The 16,889-nt window shown below is 60.3% G+C and carries 15 protein-coding genes; 7 read left to right on the top strand and 8 right to left on the bottom strand.

The features are described 5' to 3' along the window. Positions 1 to 249 precede the first annotated feature (249 nt). Together ACZ9DP_RS21665 and ACZ9DP_RS21660 are read right to left on the bottom strand one after the other, a co-directional pair. The gene (locus ACZ9DP_RS21665) at positions 250 to 1,011 is read right to left on the bottom strand and encodes an N-acetylmuramoyl-L-alanine amidase (protein ID WP_194730041.1); all 762 of its coding nucleotides are present in this window, start codon (positions 1,009 to 1,011) and stop codon (positions 250 to 252) included. Continuing rightward, on the bottom strand, positions 1,008 to 1,715 hold the full coding sequence (locus ACZ9DP_RS21660; RefSeq protein ID WP_039845360.1) for a J domain-containing protein: 708 nt from the start codon (positions 1,713 to 1,715) through the stop codon (positions 1,008 to 1,010). The genes ACZ9DP_RS21665 and ACZ9DP_RS21660 overlap by 4 nt, the downstream gene beginning before the upstream one ends. A 389-nt stretch (positions 1,716 to 2,104) precedes the next feature. Between ACZ9DP_RS21660 and ACZ9DP_RS21655 the strand changes: the two genes are divergently transcribed. The 3 genes from ACZ9DP_RS21655 (at position 2,105) to ACZ9DP_RS21645 (ending at position 5,068) form a co-directional block, all read left to right on the top strand. Further along, complete coding sequence (locus ACZ9DP_RS21655; RefSeq protein WP_476203530.1) at positions 2,105 to 3,316, top strand: pyrophosphate--fructose-6-phosphate 1-phosphotransferase; 1,212 nt, start codon at positions 2,105 to 2,107, stop codon at positions 3,314 to 3,316. A 58-nt stretch (positions 3,317 to 3,374) separates the two neighbouring features. Continuing rightward, on the top strand, positions 3,375 to 4,010 hold the full coding sequence (locus ACZ9DP_RS21650) for a LysE family translocator (RefSeq protein WP_039845362.1): 636 nt from the start codon (positions 3,375 to 3,377) through the stop codon (positions 4,008 to 4,010). A gap of 113 nt (positions 4,011 to 4,123) precedes the next feature. Continuing rightward, entirely contained in the window at positions 4,124 to 5,068 is a 945-nt protein-coding gene (locus ACZ9DP_RS21645; protein WP_476203529.1) for a transglycosylase SLT domain-containing protein, read from the top strand. Between the two features lie 20 nt (positions 5,069 to 5,088). On the opposite strand, the gene ACZ9DP_RS21640 is transcribed toward ACZ9DP_RS21645, so the two are convergent. Then, on the bottom strand, positions 5,089 to 6,471 hold the full coding sequence (locus ACZ9DP_RS21640) for a serine hydrolase domain-containing protein (protein ID WP_074068939.1): 1,383 nt from the start codon (positions 6,469 to 6,471) through the stop codon (positions 5,089 to 5,091). 178 nt (positions 6,472 to 6,649) lie between these two features. On the opposite strand from ACZ9DP_RS21640, the gene ACZ9DP_RS21635 reads away from it, so the two are divergent. The 4 genes from ACZ9DP_RS21635 to ACZ9DP_RS21620 all read left to right on the top strand — a co-directional run bounded on the left by ACZ9DP_RS21635 (position 6,650) and on the right by ACZ9DP_RS21620 (position 10,822). Beyond that, complete coding sequence (locus tag ACZ9DP_RS21635; RefSeq protein WP_194730045.1) at positions 6,650 to 7,894, top strand: BtaA family protein; 1,245 nt, start codon at positions 6,650 to 6,652, stop codon at positions 7,892 to 7,894. A 50-nt stretch (positions 7,895 to 7,944) separates the two neighbouring features. Continuing rightward, positions 7,945 to 8,574, top strand: coding sequence for a class I SAM-dependent methyltransferase (locus ACZ9DP_RS21630; RefSeq protein ID WP_476205444.1), 630 nt, complete (start codon positions 7,945 to 7,947; stop codon positions 8,572 to 8,574). A 116-nt stretch (positions 8,575 to 8,690) separates the two neighbouring features. Beyond that, the gene (locus tag ACZ9DP_RS21625; RefSeq protein ID WP_194730047.1) at positions 8,691 to 9,488 is read left to right on the top strand and encodes a glycoside hydrolase family 25 protein; all 798 of its coding nucleotides are present in this window, start codon (positions 8,691 to 8,693) and stop codon (positions 9,486 to 9,488) included. An 80-nt stretch (positions 9,489 to 9,568) separates the two neighbouring features. Further along, positions 9,569 to 10,822, top strand: a complete 1,254-nt coding sequence (locus ACZ9DP_RS21620; protein WP_074068943.1) for a lytic murein transglycosylase — start codon at positions 9,569 to 9,571, stop codon at positions 10,820 to 10,822. A gap of 518 nt (positions 10,823 to 11,340) precedes the next feature. On the opposite strand, the gene metF is transcribed toward ACZ9DP_RS21620, so the two are convergent. The 5 genes from metF to ACZ9DP_RS21595 all read right to left on the bottom strand — a co-directional run bounded on the left by metF (position 11,341) and on the right by ACZ9DP_RS21595 (position 16,777). Further along, positions 11,341 to 12,243: a methylenetetrahydrofolate reductase [NAD(P)H] gene (gene metF, locus ACZ9DP_RS21615; RefSeq protein ID WP_476203528.1), complete on the bottom strand. Its 903-nt coding sequence runs from the start codon at positions 12,241 to 12,243 to the stop codon at positions 11,341 to 11,343. Between the two features lies 1 nt (position 12,244). Then, positions 12,245 to 13,261, bottom strand: a complete 1,017-nt coding sequence (locus ACZ9DP_RS21610) for an ArsR/SmtB family transcription factor (protein WP_476203527.1) — start codon at positions 13,259 to 13,261, stop codon at positions 12,245 to 12,247. Between the two features lie 165 nt (positions 13,262 to 13,426). After that, complete coding sequence (gene ettA, locus ACZ9DP_RS21605) at positions 13,427 to 15,076, bottom strand: energy-dependent translational throttle protein EttA (RefSeq protein ID WP_476203526.1); 1,650 nt, start codon at positions 15,074 to 15,076, stop codon at positions 13,427 to 13,429. A 140-nt stretch (positions 15,077 to 15,216) separates the two neighbouring features. Then, positions 15,217 to 15,957: a methyltransferase gene (locus ACZ9DP_RS21600; RefSeq protein ID WP_476203525.1), complete on the bottom strand. Its 741-nt coding sequence runs from the start codon at positions 15,955 to 15,957 to the stop codon at positions 15,217 to 15,219. Positions 15,958 to 16,036: 79 nt separating this feature from the next. Then, entirely contained in the window at positions 16,037 to 16,777 is a 741-nt protein-coding gene (locus tag ACZ9DP_RS21595; protein WP_476203524.1) for a ribonuclease T2 family protein, read from the bottom strand. Positions 16,778 to 16,889 lie beyond the last annotated feature (112 nt).

Here is a 16,889-nt window from a genome sequence, read left to right as displayed (position 1 = left end):
TCCGACCCAAAGAATTACTGGACTGCGCGCCTCGCCGTCTTCCGGTTCCACGTGCCAAGGACTGGCAACGTTCCGCAGCAATTCTTATCGTTTCATTTTGACTCCCGCAGCTACACACAAAAACAGCCGCGAGCGCCGTTCAGCGACCGGGGTTAGACCATCGCAATGAGGAGATAATAGGGAAATGATGTGGCAGTGCAGCATTCAAGGTCGTTTGCGCAAAAACGTTGCTTGAGCGTCACACAGACGTCATGAATAACGCGGCAGCGCAGAGAGCAGCCGGTGCAGCGTGTCGATCGTCGAAAAGTCGGCAATGCCGTCGACGCGCTCCTGGCGGAAATGACGCTGGAAGGCCTCCACGTCACCCGCCGTCCTCTCGGAGAATTCACCTGTGATTTCCGTGGCATAACCGTAAAGCGAGAGCATCGACTGCAGGGCTTCGACCGGTTGGCCGCAGTCGCCCCGCTGGAAGAAGCGCCCGCCGGTGATCGGCGCCGGTTCGACCCAGTGTCCTACCCCTGCGTGATGCAGTTCCGCCCACGGAAATTTCTCGCCCGGATCGACCTTGCGAATGGGTGCAACGTCCGAGTGCGCAAGCACCCTTTCCGGTGCGATCGACCAACGTTTGCCGCAATCACGACACAATTCAATCACCGCCGCAATCTGCTCTTTAGGGAAGTCCGGCAGGCCGCCCGGATGCCCGGCATTGGCGATTTCGATGCCGATGGATCGGGAATTGATATCCCCCTCGCCGTGCCAGCTGCCCTTGCCGGCATGCCACGCCCGACGCGCCTCCGCAACGAGCTGAACGACATCGCCGTTCTCGTGGACGAAATAGTGGCAGGAGACCTGGCTCTCCTCGCGACAGAGCCAATCGAGCGCCGAGCCCGGCGTCGGCATGCCCGTGTAATGAAGGATGATCATATCCGGTTTGCGCCCGTCCGCACGCTCGCCATGGTTCGGCGACGGCTGCACGCAAGCCTTGCGATAGTCGGCCTCGAACGAGGTCATGCGGCGCGGCGTTCCTTCTCGATCGTCGCATAGGCATCGTTGAGGGCAGCCATGCGCTCGTTGGCGATCGCGTGGAACTCCCTGGGCACGCCGCGCGAAATCAGCCGGTCGGGATGGTTCTCGCTGACAAGGCCGTGATAGCGGCGGCGGATCGTCGGGAAATCGTCGGAAGGCGAAACGCCGAGGACCTTGTAAGGGTCCCGGCCGATCGAAACATGGCGCGCCGCGATCTGCTCGAAACGTTCTTCGCTCATCTCGAAGATCTGGCCGATATGACGGAGGAAATTCATCTCCTTCTCATGGACCGCCCCGTCCGCCTTGGCGATGTGGAAGAGGCCGTCGAGCACGTCTTCCAGAACAGCGCAATTGGAGGCGCAGCTGACGCACAGTGAAGAAAGCTTCGCAGCATAGGCCTCGTAACCCGCGACATCCTGGCGCGCGAGATTGTAGAGGCGGGCAACGTTCTTCGCCTGGTCCTGCGGAAAGAAGAAAATGTCGCGGAAAGCCCGGACTTCCTTCTCGCTGACGATCCCGTCGGCCTTCGCCATCTTGGCGGAAAGCGCGATGATGGCAACGGAGAACGCGACCTTGCGACGGGTCTCGGGATCACCCTCGAAAACCGTGCGGATCGCCTCGACGATCGCCGAGAGCAGGTTACCCGCAGCGTTGCCAACAGCATTCAACAGTTTTTCCCAGAAGGACATCGAAGTTTCTCGCATCGCAATATGAAAATACCTTGATCAAATAATCATAGCCATTGCAAGGCGGCGATTGGTCGTAGGATTGAAAACACTTTTCACAATTCGGTAATTGTCGCGCCTCTTATCAGGCGAGATACAGCATTCGCATGCGCACCTTTATGCGCCTTTCGGACAGGCTTCATTGCCTGATCGAGATTTTCCACAGCGCGTCTCAGAAAGCAAATCGGGGCTTGAAACGATTAGATGCGTCCTTCTTGCCACCTTTCTTGCCTTGCCCGCCGGAGCCGCGCATTTTTCGTAAATTCTTTGCTTTACAGGCCTCTTTCCCTGCCGCATCCATGCGTTAGGTAAGCTGCATGCGACTACCCGCACGAAGCACTCAAGGAGGGAAAATGGCCAAACAGAAAGTAGCAATGCTGACCGCCGGAGGCCTGGCTCCCTGTCTTTCCTCTGCCGTCGGCGGCCTCATCGAGCGCTACAGCGACGTCGCGCCGGATGCCGAGCTCATTGCCTATAAATCCGGGTATCAGGGCGTGCTGCTTGGCGACAGAATCCAGATCAGCAAGGATATGCGCCAAAAGGCGCCGCTTCTCCACCGCTTCGGCGGCTCGCCGATCGGCAACAGCCGCGTCAAGCTCACCAATGCCGCCGATTGCGTCAAGCGCGGCTTAGTCAAGGAAGGTGAGAACCCGCTTCGCGTCGCCGCCGAACGCCTTGCCGATGACGGCGTCACCATCCTTCACACCATCGGCGGCGACGATACCAACACGACTGCTGCCGATCTCGCAGCCTATCTCGCTGCCAATAATTACGACCTTACCGTCGTCGGCCTGCCGAAGACGGTCGACAACGACGTCGTGCCGATCCGCCAGTCTCTGGGCGCCTGGACGGCGGCTGAAGTCGGTGCGCATTTCTTCGACAATGTGAGCAACGAGCAGAGTGCGGCGCCGCGCACGCTCGTGATCCACGAGGTCATGGGCCGCCACTGCGGCTGGCTGACGGCGGCGACCGCCCGGGCCTATCTCAGCCGTACGAAGAACTACGAATATGTCGACGGGATGATGATGAATGCGGGCCTGAAAAGCATCAATGCCGTCTATCTGCCGGAAATGGCTTTTGATCTGCAGGCCGAAGCCGAACGCCTCAAGGAGATCATGGACAAGACCGGCCATGCAACCGTCTTCGTCTCTGAAGGCGCCTGCCTCGATGCCATCGTCGCGGAGCGCGAGGACGCCGGCGAGACCATCAAGCGCGATGCCTTCGGCCATGTTAAGATCGACACGATCAATGTCGGCGGCTGGTTCCAGAAACAGTTCGCCAACCTCGTCAATGCCGAGCGTTCGCTGGTCCAGAAATCCGGCTATTTCGCCCGCTCCGCGCCCGCCAATGCCGACGACCTCCGCCTCATCCACAGCATGGTTGACCTGGCTGTCGAAAGCGCCCTCAACAAGGTCTCCGGCGTCACTGGCCATGACGAAGGACAGGACGGCAAATTGCGCACCATCGAGTTCCCCCGCATCAAGGGCGGCAAGGCCTTCGATCTTTCGACCAGATGGTTCGCCGAAGTGATGGATACGATCGGACAAAAATACCAGGAAGCATGATTGACGCAGGGCTAATATGGTGTCTTTGCTTGTTTCCTAGGGATTAGGAGGAGATTCCATGTCGCTTGAAGCCTGGCTCGCTTTCGCCGCCGCATCCGCCATCATGCTTGCCATTCCGGGGCCGACCATCCTGCTCGTCGTGTCCTATGCGCTTGGCCATGGACGAAGGACGGCGCTGGCGACGGTGAGCGGCGTGGCGCTCGGCGATTTCACGGCGATGACGGCTTCCCTCTTCGGCCTCGGTGCGGTTCTGGCGGCATCGGCAATGCTCTTCACGGTGTTGAAGTGGATTGGCGGCGCCTACCTCATCTGGCTAGGCATCAAGCTTTGGCGCGCGCCGCTCATCACCGAACCGGTGGCCGACAACGACAACCTGCCGGAAGAGAAGTCGCTGAAGATCTTCCTGCACGCCTATATCGTGACGGCGCTCAATCCGAAGAGCATCGTCTTTTTCGTCGCCTTCGTTCCGCAATTCCTCAACCCCGCAAAGCCCTTCTTCGAACAGATGGTCATCATGGAGCTGACCTTCCTCGTTCTCGCCGCGATCAATGCTTCGACTTACGCACTTCTAGCGAATGCCGCACGCGGCCTCATCCGCAAGGCCAGCGTACAGCGCGCCGTCAATCGCACCGGCGGGACGTTATTGATCGCTGCAGGCGCCGTGACGGCCGGTTATCGCCGGATCGCCGCCTGACGATTTTCGCCGGGTTGCGGCGCAACAGCGAATAGGTTAATGGCAAATCAGGGTTCAGGGTCTCGATAAATTTTAAATGCTGCCAGGGCGGCGCGATTCACGAAAGTGACAGAATGGTAGCGAACGGATTTTCCGGCCTGAAACGCGGCCTTGTCGTGACGACAATGCTCTGCGGTATAGCCGGATGCTCGACGGTCGAGTACACGTCCCAGGCGGAATTGACCGCTGTGCAGAGCGTCGTTCCAACCCCGAAGCCTGGCGAAGATGCGATGATGATGGCCGCCGTACCGGCCGCCGACGGCACCAGCCATCCCGAAACCGCATTCGCAGCTTCCAACCCGCAGGCGACACCCGCTTTGACCGCCGCCGCAACGGCAATGCCGGCGACGGCAACGTCCGCCGATCCTGCCATGCAGCAGGCGATGACCGCGAGTGGCACACAGATTCCACTGACACCGGAAATGACCGCGATCCAATCGGTCGTGCCGACCCCCCGTCCAGGCACTCCGGCATCGCCATCGAACCAGCTTGCCTTCGCAGCGACAGCGCCGCAGAGCGGCGCCCTGGCTGCCATTGCCTCCGTCGGGCCCACGCGGCGTTCGATGTCGGATTTCACCTTCGACGAGTCCGGTCCAATGGACCCGCCGGCCGCGCCGCCGATGTTCAGCGACAGCGACATTGATACGGCGCCGACCGCGGAAAAGAGCTTTATCAGCAAGCTGATCAGCAAATATTCGAAACTTTACCAAGTCCCTGAAACATTGATCCACCGCGTCGTGCACCGCGAAAGCCGTTACAATCCAAAGGCTTACAACAAGCGCGGTTATTTCGGCTTGATGCAGATCAAATACAATACGGCCAAATCGATGGGCTATGACGGCGCGCCGACCGGCCTTCTCGACGCCGAAACCAACATCAAATATGCCGCGAAATATCTGCGCGGCGCATGGCTCGTTTCCGACAACAAGGAAGAAGATGCCGTGAGGCTTTATGCGCGCGGCTATTATTACGATGCCAAGCGCAAAGGCATGACGAGTATTGCCCAGGGCAACTACTAAGCTTTCGCCTTCACATACGCTCAACTGGCAGGCAGCGCGGCCAGCAGCTCTTTCAGCATAAGCTGCGGCTTGTAGCCGAGGCGGCCTGGCGTCAAGCCCATGCGGACGAAAACCAGATCGGCGGACGGCACGATCGCCATGCTTTGCCCGTCATGTCCTTCCAGCCAGAAGGTATCTTCCGGCAGCCCCGCTTCGGCGCTCGTATCTCCGCCGGGTGCTACGAGCCATGCCTGAGCTTGCGTATATTTACCGCCCGACGATTGCGTCGGCGTTCGCATCGCCCTGGCAAACCCCTCCGGCAACAGCCGCTGACCGTTCCAGACGCCGTCCTGAAGCAGGAATTGCCCGAAACGCGCCCAATCGCGCGCCGTCGCGTAGAGATAGGAACTGCCTGCAAAGGTGCCACGGGCATCGACCTCCAGCACCGCGCTCGACATGCCGAGCGGCTTGAAAAGTGCCTCCCTCGGATAAGAGAAGGCCCCTTTCTGGTCGCCTACCCCATCCATCCAGATTCGCGACAATAGGACCGCCGTGCCGCTCGAATAACGGAAGCGTTCGCCGGGCTTTGCTTCGAACGGCGCATCGGCGGGCAACGAAACCATATCGGGGTCGAGATAGAGCATGCGCGTCACATCCGTGACATCGCCGTACTCCTCGTTGAAAGCCAGGCCGCTTTCCATGCCCAGCAGATCCCGGAGCCTGATCTGCGACCGTTCGTCATCCTTCCACTGCGGCAAAAGGTTGGTCGCGTTGAAATCCAACTTTCCATCGAGCATGGCGCGCCCGACGAGCGCCGCATTGACTGTCTTGGTCATCGACCAGCCAAGCAGAGGCGTCCTCGCATTAAAGCCTTCGCCGTAGCGCTCCGCCACGATCCGGTCGTTGTGAACGACGACCATCGCGCGCATTTGCGGACCGGCCAGCACGTCGTTTGCCAGCAGCGACGCAAGCGCTCCGTCGTTAGCTTCAGCAACGCTCTCGCCTTCCGGCCATAGTGCCGCGTTCTCCGGAACCATCTGCGGCGGCGTATCCGAAGGTGCCGCCTCGGCAGCAGCCTTGAAATTGCCGTCAGGCACGCTCGTGCAGCCGAACGCCCCCCGATAGAGCGCATATCCGGGTGCGAAGAGCCCCAGGATGCGCGCCGTCACATGCCCCTGATCCCGATCGACCGAAACCCTCACCAATCGCAGCAGCGGATTGCCCGGCGCCTGTACGTCGCCGTAGAGCACCGCTTGCGGGTCGCGTCCTGCCAAAAAGACATTCGAGCAGACGATCTTCGCCGCATATCCGTCACCCACGCGCAACAGCTCCGGCGGATTGACGTATAGCCAGGTCCCGCCTCCGATGACGATGACAACGGAAGCAGTGGCGAGTGCCTTCACGATACGCAGAACAAATCGCATGTCATAGCCTCCACGAATGGAGAAAAGCAGGAAATCTCTTCACAAAAAAGAGCACAAGAACGCGAGTGCCGTTTCCTGCCAGGCAATTCCTGTGGAAATCGATACCCACAGTCTGCGTCATCAAACTGTAGCAGGGACGCGCTACACGCCCTGAACGCAAAAAGGGTGACAGACTCATATGACGGAATTTGCACCGGATACCGGCTTCCGCAAGAACCGGAAACTCAAGGACGCTCTTCTCCGCCACAAGGCATTTTCCAAGGACGGCTTTTCGGAACGGCTTTTCGGCCTGCTCTTTTCCGGCCTCGTCTATCCGCAGATCTGGGAGGATCCGGATCTCGACATGCAGGCAATGGAACTGCAGCCGCATCACCGCATCGTCACGATCGGCTCGGGCGGCTGCAACATGCTCGCCTATCTCTCCAAGGCGCCGGCCTCCATCGATGTGGTCGACCTCAACCCGCACCATATCGCGCTCAACCGCCTGAAGCTTGCTGCCTTCAAGCATCTTCCCGGCCATACCGACCTGGTACGCTTCCTCGCCATGCCCAACGAGCGCTCGAACAGCCAGGCCTTCGACCACTTCCTGTCGTCCAAGCTCGATGAGACGACACGCGCCTATTGGAACGGCCGCAAGTTCGGCCGCCGCCGCGTCACCGTCTTCAACCGCAATTTCTATGAGACCGGCCTGCTCGGCCGCTTCATCGGCGCGGCCCATCTGCTCGCCCGCCTGCACGGCGTCGATCTCAAAGAGATGACCAAGACCCGCTCTATCCGCGAACAGCGCCAGTTCTTCGACGAGCAGGTTGCGCCCCTCTTCGAAAAGCCGGTGGTGCGCTGGATTACAGGGCGCAAGAGCTCGCTTTTCGGTCTTGGCATTCCGCCGCAGCAATATGACGAGCTTGCCAGCCTCGCCGCCGATCAGTCGATCGCACCGGTGCTGAAGCATCGCCTCGAAAAGCTCGCCTGCCATTTTCCGATGAGCGAAAACTATTTCGCCTGGCAGGCATTTGGTCGCCGGTATGCCTCCGATGACGAAGGCCCGCTGCCGACCTATCTGAAGCGGGAGCACTACGAGGTGATCCGCGCCAATGTCGATCGCGTCAACGTCCATCACGCAAGCTTCACCGAGCTTCTCGCCAAGGAACCCGCCGCCTCTCGCGACCGTTATATCCTGCTCGACGCGCAGGACTGGATGACGGACCAGCAGCTGAACGAGCTCTGGGCGGAGATTACCCGCACCGCCCGCCCCGGCGCCCGCGTCATCTTCCGCACGGCGGCCGAAAAAAGCGTCATCGAGGGCCGTCTTTCCCCGGCGATCCGCGAACAATGGGAATATTTCGAGGAGAAGTCCCGAGATATGACCGCACTCGACCGTTCGGCCATCTACGGCGGCTTCCACATTTACGGAAAAAAGGCGTGACCGAAATCCGCACCATCGTGGACGAGAAAACCGAAAAGCATGCCAATCTTATGGACGGCATGTATCGCTACCAGCGCCATATCTACGATCTGACGCGCAAATACTACCTGCTCGGCCGCGACCGTACGATCCGCAATCTGGACGTCCCGGAAGGCGGCACGCTGCTCGAAGTCGGCTGCGGCACCGGCCGCAACCTGGTGCTCGCACACCGGCTGTTTTCCGGCGCGAGGCTCTATGGCCTCGACATTTCGCAGGAAATGCTGATTTCGGCGCGTAAGACATTCGCCACGAAGGCCGCGGTTGCCGATTTTCGCGTTGCCGACGCGACCGCCTTCACCCCACGGGACTTCGGTGTCGGCGGCTTCGACCGGGTCCTCATTTCCTATGCGCTCTCGATGATTCCCAATTGGGAACGCGCCGTCGATGCCGCAATCGCCGCATTGAACCCCGGCGGGCAGCTGCACATCGTTGATTTCGGCCAGCAGGAGGGCCTGCCGGCCTGGTTCAGGGCGGTGCTGAAGTCATGGCTTGCAAAATTTCACGTCACGCCTCGCGCCGATCTGCGCGAGGTGCTGGAAGCGCAAGCCCATGAAAACAACGCAACATTGTCGTTCGAGACGATCGGCCGCGGCTATGCCTGGCGGGCAGCAATCATCGCCCGGCCTTCACAAATCACTTGAAACTAACCGATTTTTTACGTTGATATGTTGAAAGAGGGGGATTCCTCTACTGAAACTCGTCTTTCGAAGGTCAAGCTGTGGGGCAAGTCGATCATTCGGTCCACGACGGGACATTTATGCGCCGGATTTTGTTTTGTGTATTGCCATTGGCTATCATGTTGGCCGGCTGTACTTCATCGGGATATGATTATCTTGAGACCGCATCCATAAAACCGAAGACCCGCTTCAAGGATACCGACCCGCAGGATTTCGGGGCGAAGCATCCGCATCGGAACGAGGTTCACGGCATCGACATCTCCAAGTGGCAGGGCGATATCGATTGGCAGACGGTGAAAACTTCGGGCGTCGCCTTTGCCTTCATCAAGGCGACCGAGGGCAAGGATCGGTTCGACCCGCGCTTCAATGAATACTGGCAGCGCGCCCGCGCCGTCGGCATCCCCCATGCGCCGTATCATTTCTATTATTTCTGCTCGTCGGCCGATGAGCAGGCCGACTGGTTCATCCAGAACGTCCCGCAGGAATCGATGCGCCTGCCCCCGGTCTTGGACGTCGAATGGAATGGCGAATCGAAGACCTGCCGCTTCCGGCCGGACCCGGCGACCGTCCGCGCTCAGATGCAGCGCTTCATGGACCGCCTCGAAGCCTATTACGGCAAGCGGCCGATCATCTATACATCGGTCGATTTCCACCGCGACAATCTGCAGGGTTATTTCCAGGACTATCACTTCTGGGTCCGCTCGGTGGCCGCGCACCCGGAAGTCACCTATGCCGACCGCCGCTGGGCCTTCTGGCAGTACACGTCGACCGGTGTGATCCCCGGCATCAAGGGCCCCGCAGACATCAATGTGTTTGCGGGCTCCTCAAAGAACTGGGCCAACTGGGTGGCTTCCGTTTCTAAGGACAGAAATTCTTAGTAACGTCCGCCGATCTTTCTTGCTTCCGTCACATTCATCTGTGAAAGCAACGGACATATTTCGGATATAAGGACGAACTCATGCACCGCTCGCTTAGAAGCCGCTCTGCACTTGCTCTTTTGTTTGCAATCACCGCGGCAACCACGGCATTGGCTCAGCAGCAGGCAATGGCTCCGGCGGCCTCCCCGCCACCGGCGGCAACGCCTCAGGCTCCTCCCGTGGCTTGCGCCGGCGATCTTGCCGAATTTCTGGCTGGCGTGAAGGCCGATGCAATCGCCGCCGGCGCCTCCGCCGAAGCTGCCGACAAGGCGCTCGCCGGCGCGCAGATCGATCCCAAGGTTCTGAGCCGCGACCGCGCGCAGGGCGTCTTCAAGCAGACCTTCCTCGAGTTTTCGCAGCGTACCGTCAGCCAGGCCCGTCTCGATATCGGCCGCCAGAAGCTGAAACAGTTCGCAGACGTCTTCGCCAGGGCCGAGCAGGACTATGGCGTCGCCCCGGGCGTCATCACCGCCTTCTGGGCAATGGAAACGGACTTCGGCGCGGTTCAGGGCGATTTCAATACGCGCAACGCGCTCGTCACGCTGGCGCATGACTGCCGCCGTCCCGAACTCTTCCGCCCGCAATTGATCGCGCTCATCGAAATGGTTCAGCACGGCGACCTTGACCCGGCGACCAATACCGGCGCATGGGCGGGCGAAATCGGCCAGGTGCAGATGCTTCCGCGCGACATCGTCGCCTACGGCATGGACGGCGACGGCGATGGCCATGTGCGGCTGAAGGAGAGCGGCCCGGACGCCATCCTGACGGCTGCGAAGTTCATCCAGCATCTCGGCTTCAAGCGCGGCCAGCCCTGGCTGCAGGAAGTCACCCTGCCCGACAACCTTCCCTGGGAAAAATCGGGCCTCGGGGGCACCATGACGGCGGGCGAATGGTTTGCACTCGGTGTCCAACCGCGTGACGGCAACACCAGCTTCGGCAATCTGGAGGGTGACCTCGTTCTCCCGCAGGGCCGTCACGGACCGGCCTTCATCGCCTACCCGAACTTCAAGATCTATCTCGAGTGGAACAAGTCGTTCATCTACACGACCTCGGCCGCCTATTTCGCCACCCGCTTTGGCGGTGCGCAGCCCTATCTCAAGGGGACGCCGGAACAGGGCCTTGCGAATGACCAGATGAAGCAGTTGCAGACCAAACTGCAGTCGAAGGGCCACGATGTCGGTCAGATCGACGGCATCCTGGGTTCCGGCACCCGTGTCGCGATCCAGAAGGAGCAGCAGCGTCTCGGAATGCCCGCCGATGGCTGGGCGACGCCCGGCCTGCTGAGCGCGCTGTGATCAATCCATTTTCGTGAAGGCCGGCCCATTCGATCGCGTCCCGGAAAATGCCGGGGCGCGATTTCGATTTCCCGCATCATATCAGCAGCTTCCGGTCATGCCTTTATGTAGCCATCGCCGTTAACGGGCCAATCGCCCAATTTAACGCACGGTTAAAATGTGTGAATAAAATTCCATCGTGATTTGGCGATTAATTCCAATTGCTTAGCCAATCAGAACGTGGCTCATCCGCAGTCCGCCGCTGCGCTGCAGCATAGAATCCGCTTTCCACGCGACACAATTCAGACATATTATATGCCGGTTAACGCGAGGAGGCAGACATGGGTATCACACGATCCTTGAATGTCCTGTTGGTCAGTGCAGCGTTCGCGTTCGTCTTGTCCATGCTTTTCATTTGAGCGGTCGGCGAACCCTATGACTGGAATACCTAGCTCCTGACAAGCTAACAGTTCAGCCAATTAAAAAGCGCATGTCACCGCCAGACATGCGCTTTTTTATTCGATGCGTTGCCGCCGCTCTCAGGCAGCGGCGCCCGCTGCCCTCTTTGCGCCCTCGCGCCTGAGGCCGAGATTGGTGAGCACGGCTGATACCAACGGCGAGCGGTTCATCGTATAGAGATGAAACTCGTCCAGCCCGCGGCGGACAAGATCCTCGATCTGCTCGACGGCGACATCGACGGCAACCTTCGCCCGCTCCTCCACCTTGTCGTCGAGACCGGCAAAGCGCTCGTCGAGAAAGGCCGGGATCACCGTGCCGCATGCGCTGGCAAATCGCTTCAGCTGCGTCAGGTTCTGGATCGGCATGATGCCGGGAACGATCGGGATTTTGACGCCTGCGGCCCGCACCTTCTCCAGGTAGCGCTCGAAATTGTCGTTGTCGAAGAAGAATTGCGTCAACGCGCGGTCCGCGCCGTTGTCGGCCTTTCGCTTCAGCATGTCGATATCGGCCGCCACGTCCCGGCTCTCCGGATGTTTCTCCGGATAGGCGGACACCGAAATCTCGAAATCGCCGATCTCGCGAAGGCCGGCCACGAGTTCGGCCGCATTGGCGTAGCCGCCCGGATGAGGCTGGTAAGGCACCCCTGCCCCGCCCGGTGCATCGCCGCGCAACGCCACGAAGTGCTTCACGCCAGCCTTGCGGAAATGGTCGATCACCTGGTGCGTTTCTTCCTTCGTGGCACCCACGCAGGTGAGATGCGACGCAGTCGCAAGCGGCGTTTCGTTGAGGAACCGCGTCACGGCCGTCATCGTCGGTGCCTTGGTGGTACCGCCAGCGCCATAGGTCACCGAGACGAAATCCGGATCCCAGCTCTGCAGCTCGGCCACGGTCTTCCAGAGCTGACCTTCCATCTCCTCCGACTTCGGCGGGAAAAATTCGAAGGAAATGCCGATATTGCGGCGGTCTCCGGTGTTCAATGCCATATCATACCTCCCCGGCCAATACTGTTTCGGCGCCTTCGGATGCAATGAGGCGCCTCGGATCGCGCGCAAGCCAGATCGTGACCGTAAGCCCCTTCTCGCCCGGCTGACCCGGATGAAGATCGACGGTCTGCTCCACATCGAGCCCCGTCTTGCGCAGCCAGTCGGTCATCGACTGATGCGAGAAACCAAGGCGGACATGCGCGTGCTCGTCGCGAAGATATTCGAGCCCATGCGGCGCAAGGTCGATGACCATGAGACGCCCACCGGGTGCCAGCATCCGCGTCGCCTCGGCGATCGCGATTTCCGGCTGATCGAAGAAGTGCAAAACCTGATGAATGGTGACGAGATCGAAATCCTGTCCCTCGAACGGCAGGTTCAGGATGTCGGCATGCCGCACCGAAGCCTTGGTGATGCCCGCCCTGTCGAGATTGGCGCGGGCGACGCTCAGCATGTCACGGCTGGCATCGACGCCGATCGCCCGGCGATAGAGCCCGGAAAGCAGCTCCAGCATGCGACCGGTCCCCGTGCCGAGATCGAGCAGCGAAAAGACCGGCTGGTTACCGAGCAGCTTGATGACCGCGGCATCCACCTCTTCGTCGGCGGCATGGAGGCGCCGAAGCTCGTCCCATTCGGCGGCGTTGCGGCTGAAATAGGCCTGCGCCCGCTCTGCCCGCTGACGCTTCACGGCTAAAAGCCGCTCGCCATCGCGCAGGATCACCGGGTCGTTCTGGGACGCGTGTGTTAGCAGCACGCGCACCAGCGCCGCCGCCTTGCCGTCCTGCCTCAGCCGGAAATAGGCCCAGGCACCCTCCTGATAGCGATCGATGAGGTCGGCCTCACCGAGCAACTTCAGATGCCGCGAAATGCGAGGCTGAGACTGTCCGAGAATTTCCGTAAGATCGGTCACCGTCAGGTCGCCGGCGGCAAGAAGCGCGAGAAGCCGCAGGCGCGTCGGCTCACCGGCCGCCTTCAAGACGTCCACCAGCGCATCCAATCCAAGCCTCACAGCTTCAGCCATATCCCGACCCAATCAACATATAAAGATATCTTTATGTGATTTGAGAAGGCCTGGCAAGCAGGAATCCGCTCTGTTCACGAAATTCACTGCTCTGAAAGCGACCGGCAAAAATACAAAAACCCCGGCGCTTGCCGGGGCTTCTGATCCAAGAGACGGCGCTGACGATCAGCGCGTCAGGCGCTTGTAGGTCACCCGCTTCGGATTGACCGAATCCACGCCGAGGCGGCGCATCTTGTCCTGCTCGTAATCTTCGAAGTTGCCTTCGAACCATTCGACATGGCTGTCGCCTTCGAAGGCGAGGATATGCGTTGCAAGCCGGTCGAGGAACATGCGGTCGTGGCTGATGATAACGGCGCAGCCAGCGAAGTTTTCGAGCGCGTCCTCGAGCGCGGCCAGCGTTTCCGTATCGAGATCGTTGGTCGGTTCGTCGAGGAGGATGACGTTGCCGCCGGCCTTCAGCATCTTGGCAAGATGGACGCGGTTGCGCTGGCCGCCGGAAAGCGTGCCGACCTTCTGCTGCTGGTCGCTGCCCTTGAAGTTGAAGGCGCCGCAATAGGCGCGCGAATTCACTTCGTGCTTGCCGAGCTTGATGATGTCGTTGCCGGCGGAGATCTCTTCCCAAACGGTCTTGTTGCCGTTGAGCGCATCACGGCTCTGGTCGACATAGCCGAGATCGACGGTATCGCCGATGCGGATTTCGCCGCTGTCGGGCTTTTCCTGGCCGGTGATCATGCGAAAGAGCGTCGTCTTGCCGGCACCGTTCGGGCCGATGACGCCGACGATGCCGCCCGGCGGCAGCTTGAAGCTCAGGTTCTCGATCAGGACGGTATCGCCATATCCCTTGGTGAGGTTCTCGGCCTCGATGACGACCTGGCCGAGACGCTCACCGACCGGGATGACGATCTGGGAGTCGCCGGGACGGCGGTCGGCAGCTGCCGCCACCAGTTCGTCATAAGCGCGGATACGCGCCTTCGACTTTGCCTGACGCGCTTTCGGGCTGGAGGCAATCCATTCCTGCTCACGAGACAGAGCCTTCTGGCGGGAGGCTTCTTCGCGGCCCTCCTGCTGCATGCGCTTCGCTTTCGCTTGCAGATAAGCCGAATAATTGCCCTCATAGGGAATGCCGCGGCCGCGGTCGAGCTCGAGGATCCAGCCGGTGACATTGTCCAGGAAGTAGCGGTCGTGGGTGATCATTAGCACGGAACCCGGATATTCGCGCAGGTGCTTTTCGAGCCAGGCGATCGTCTCGGCGTCGAGGTGGTTCGTCGGTTCATCGAGGAGCAGCAGGTCCGGCTGGGCAAGCAGCAGGCGGCAGAGCGCCACGCGGCGCTTTTCGCCGCCCGAAAGATTGTCGACCGAAGCATCGCCCGGCGGGCAGCGCAGCGCGTCCATCGCCATCTCGACCTGGTTTTCCAGGTCCCAGAGGTTCTGGCTGTCGATGATGTCCTGGAGCTTCGCACCCTCTTCCGCCGTCTCGTCGGAATAGTTCATCATCAGCTCGTTGTAGCGGTCGAGGATCGCCTTCTTGGAGGCCACACCTTCCATGACGTTTTCGAGCACCGTCTTCGACGCATCGAGCTGCGGCTCCTGCGCCAGGAAGCCGAGCGTTGCGCCCTCGGCGAGCCAGGCTTCGCCGGTATATTCCTTGTCGAGGCCGGCCATGATGCGCAGGACGGTGGACTTACCGGCGCCGTTCGGGCCGAGGATACCGATCTTGGCGTCGGGGTAGAAGGAAAGGTGGATGTTCTCCAGCACCTTCTTGTTGCCATAGGCCTTGTTGAGGCCGGCCATATGATAGATAAACTGACGTGCCATTATACGCTGCTCCGGGCGGAAACTTGAAAACCGTGGCCGCTATGTAGGCGAAAGCCGGCTTTCGGGCAACGCCGAAACCGGCTTTCTCTACGGCAATCGATTTGGTTCCGTTCGAAGAGCAAGGGATTTGCCTGATCTCGTCAGGCTTTCCGCCCAGTCGCATGAAATAGCCGAGCCATCGCACGGTATGGGTCACGAAGCGAAGCAGCGCGCTCAAGCGCGATGAGCTCGGCGGCGAGCGCGCCGTCAAAGGTCTGCTCGTCAAGATGATCGGAAAACACGCGGACCCCTCGCCATTGGCAGTCGGCAAAGCCACAGGCCCCCATTTGCTGAACAACCGCCGAAGGATCGTCACCACGCGTTCTAATTCCAAGGTTGCCGATGCTGGCTGCCGCGCCGGTTTCGATCAATTCCCTTGCCGTCGCGTAGTCTCCACGCAGCGCTTGCCGGAAACCGCCAGAGAGTGCGTTTTTCGTCAAGATGCTAAGCAGCCCGCCGCGTTTCACATGGCTTGCCAATTTTCGGATGGCAGCGGCACTGTCGTCCAAGTACATCAGTACGCCATGGCAGCAAACTGCATCGAAGAGATGTTCTGATGCGAAATCGGTGATGTCGCCCAGCGCAAACTCAAGCCGGCTGCGCACTTGCTCCGGCAGCTCTGCCTTGCGCAGATTTGCCCGGCGCAGCATTTCAGGCGAAGCGTCAATGCCGAGAACTCTAAAACCGGCTTCGGATAGACGCGCGGATATCTCGCCATCGCCGCACCCCATATCCAGAACCGTTCCGCCGGCAGACGCGAGGCCGGCCACGACTTCGAACACCAGCTCGTGACGTATTTTGCCGCGTATCCCAGCCGAGTATCTCTGGTAGGCGTCCCCCACGCTTCCGAAGTCATCCAGCCTGCATCGTTCTCCCACCCGCTTCGAGCCGTGCTCCAGTCCCGAACCTTGCGACAAACTCTCAGAACCCCGCAGCGTCGACAACACCTTCGTCGCAGCCGAAGGAGGTGCGGCCGGCGTTTTGCATGAGTTTTGCAAGCCCCGCACCGGCGCCGGCGGCCGAGCCCGCATCCTCCGACAGCCCGATCGTCAGCTCGCTGATCACGCGGACGCCGCCCGCGCGCCGGCAGCTCATCTTCACACGCTCGCCAGCGCCCGCCCCGAAGCTCTTGTCGAAAGCCGTCTTGATCTGATCGGCCTTGACGGTCTTGCCGACATTCGCGGCAAAGAGGTCGCGCACCGCCGAGCCGTTGAGGTCATCCATCAGGCGGATCGCCACGCCGAAATAATCGTCGGCGCTCATCTTCGTGCAGGTGCCGTGCTTCGTCCATTCATGACGTTCGAGGCCCGATTGCGTTCCGGGCATCGCCTTTGCAAGGGCTGACGCATTCTCAACCGTCAGCTTGACCTCCGGCAGCTTTTGCCAATCGCCTTCTTTGTCGACTGCCTGCAAGTCCTTCGATACACCGCAATAGTTCTGCCGCAGCGGCCACAGGCCGTGCAGCGAGAAATTCGTCGCGTCGAAGCGCTCCTTCGTCTGGCTGCTGCATTCCGGCTTCCTTTGGTTTGTCTGGCAGAATGCCGGCTGCCAACTTGCGGCAAGGATGAAGCGCGTTCCCCCTTCGCCTTCCTGGGCAACCGCAAAGCCAGCCAAAACCATTGACAGAACAAACGCTATCCAGCGCAGAAACACCCTGCTCATCGCCACTCCCCGCAGACAGAACAATTCAGGAACAAGTAAGCACGAAGCCCAAAACCCTGCAACCCTCACTCGCAGGAAATTCCACTGCAAACATGCGCCGGGATGTTGCATT

It is taken from the genome of Rhizobium sp. USDA 4016 (genome assembly GCF_056279705.1).
The sequence above is the reverse complement of the archived record's forward strand: the minus strand, read 5'-3'. Positions and strand labels throughout refer to the sequence as shown.